General features: G+C 45.9%; 1 protein-coding gene. It reads right to left on the bottom strand.

The window, feature by feature from the left end:
* Window positions 1–182 precede the first annotated feature (182 nt).
* On the bottom strand, window positions 183–796 hold a 614-nt coding region (locus R7R78_RS25560), incomplete at its 5' end, for a transporter substrate-binding domain-containing protein (protein WP_225474550.1).

A 796-nucleotide genomic window follows, 5' to 3' on the forward strand; every position in this document is an offset into this window, starting at 1 on the left:
CACATAACAAGTAGTATCCAGTCTAGTGTGTTTAATTGCGGTAAAAGGTAGCCTGTGCTGGATTTCGCGGGTGCTGTGCGAGTGGTAGTGTGTTCGCCCAAAAATTTGACTCCGATAAGTTATGGAAAAGTAAAATGGATGATTAAAAAGTATAGGCTCGCGAAGACCACGAGCCATTTAGATTACTGGCCTTGCGCGACTTGATCTTGCCAATCTAATGTCGAGAACCAGTATTCATAACGCTGTTTTAACCATCCATCTTGGGTTCGTTCTTCAATCCATTTATTGAAAAAGGCTTTTTTATCTTCCTCCCCTAAGCGAACCGCAAAGGCTTCGTTACCTTTTGATAGTCGCTCAGAGAATGGAAGGAATAGCTTGTCGCTGTGTTTCACTGTCTCATGTTCTGGTTTTGGGCTAGAAGCAATAACCGCATGGGCGTTACCATTCAGTACCTCTTGGAACGCTTGCGCGTCGTCATCAAATTGCAGAATCTTCGCTTTCGGGAAGGTTTCTCTGGCGACTTGAACGGTGAATGCGCCGCGACGAGCCGCAATTTTTACGCGTCGTGAGTCAAAGTCCGAAAACTCGCTAAAACCGGAAGCCAGTTCTTTATTTGCTGCCACTTGAACTCCAGAGTGTGAATAGGGTTTAGTAAACAACACGCTTTTGGAACGCTCAGGCGTGACCGACATGCCACCGATAATCACGTCGAACTTTTTCGCCAGTAGTGCGGGAATAATGCCATCCCATGCAGTCGGTACAAATTCCACTTTCAAACCTGAATCTTGTGCTAAGC

This window comes from Vibrio sp. 2134-1, from assembly GCF_033339495.1.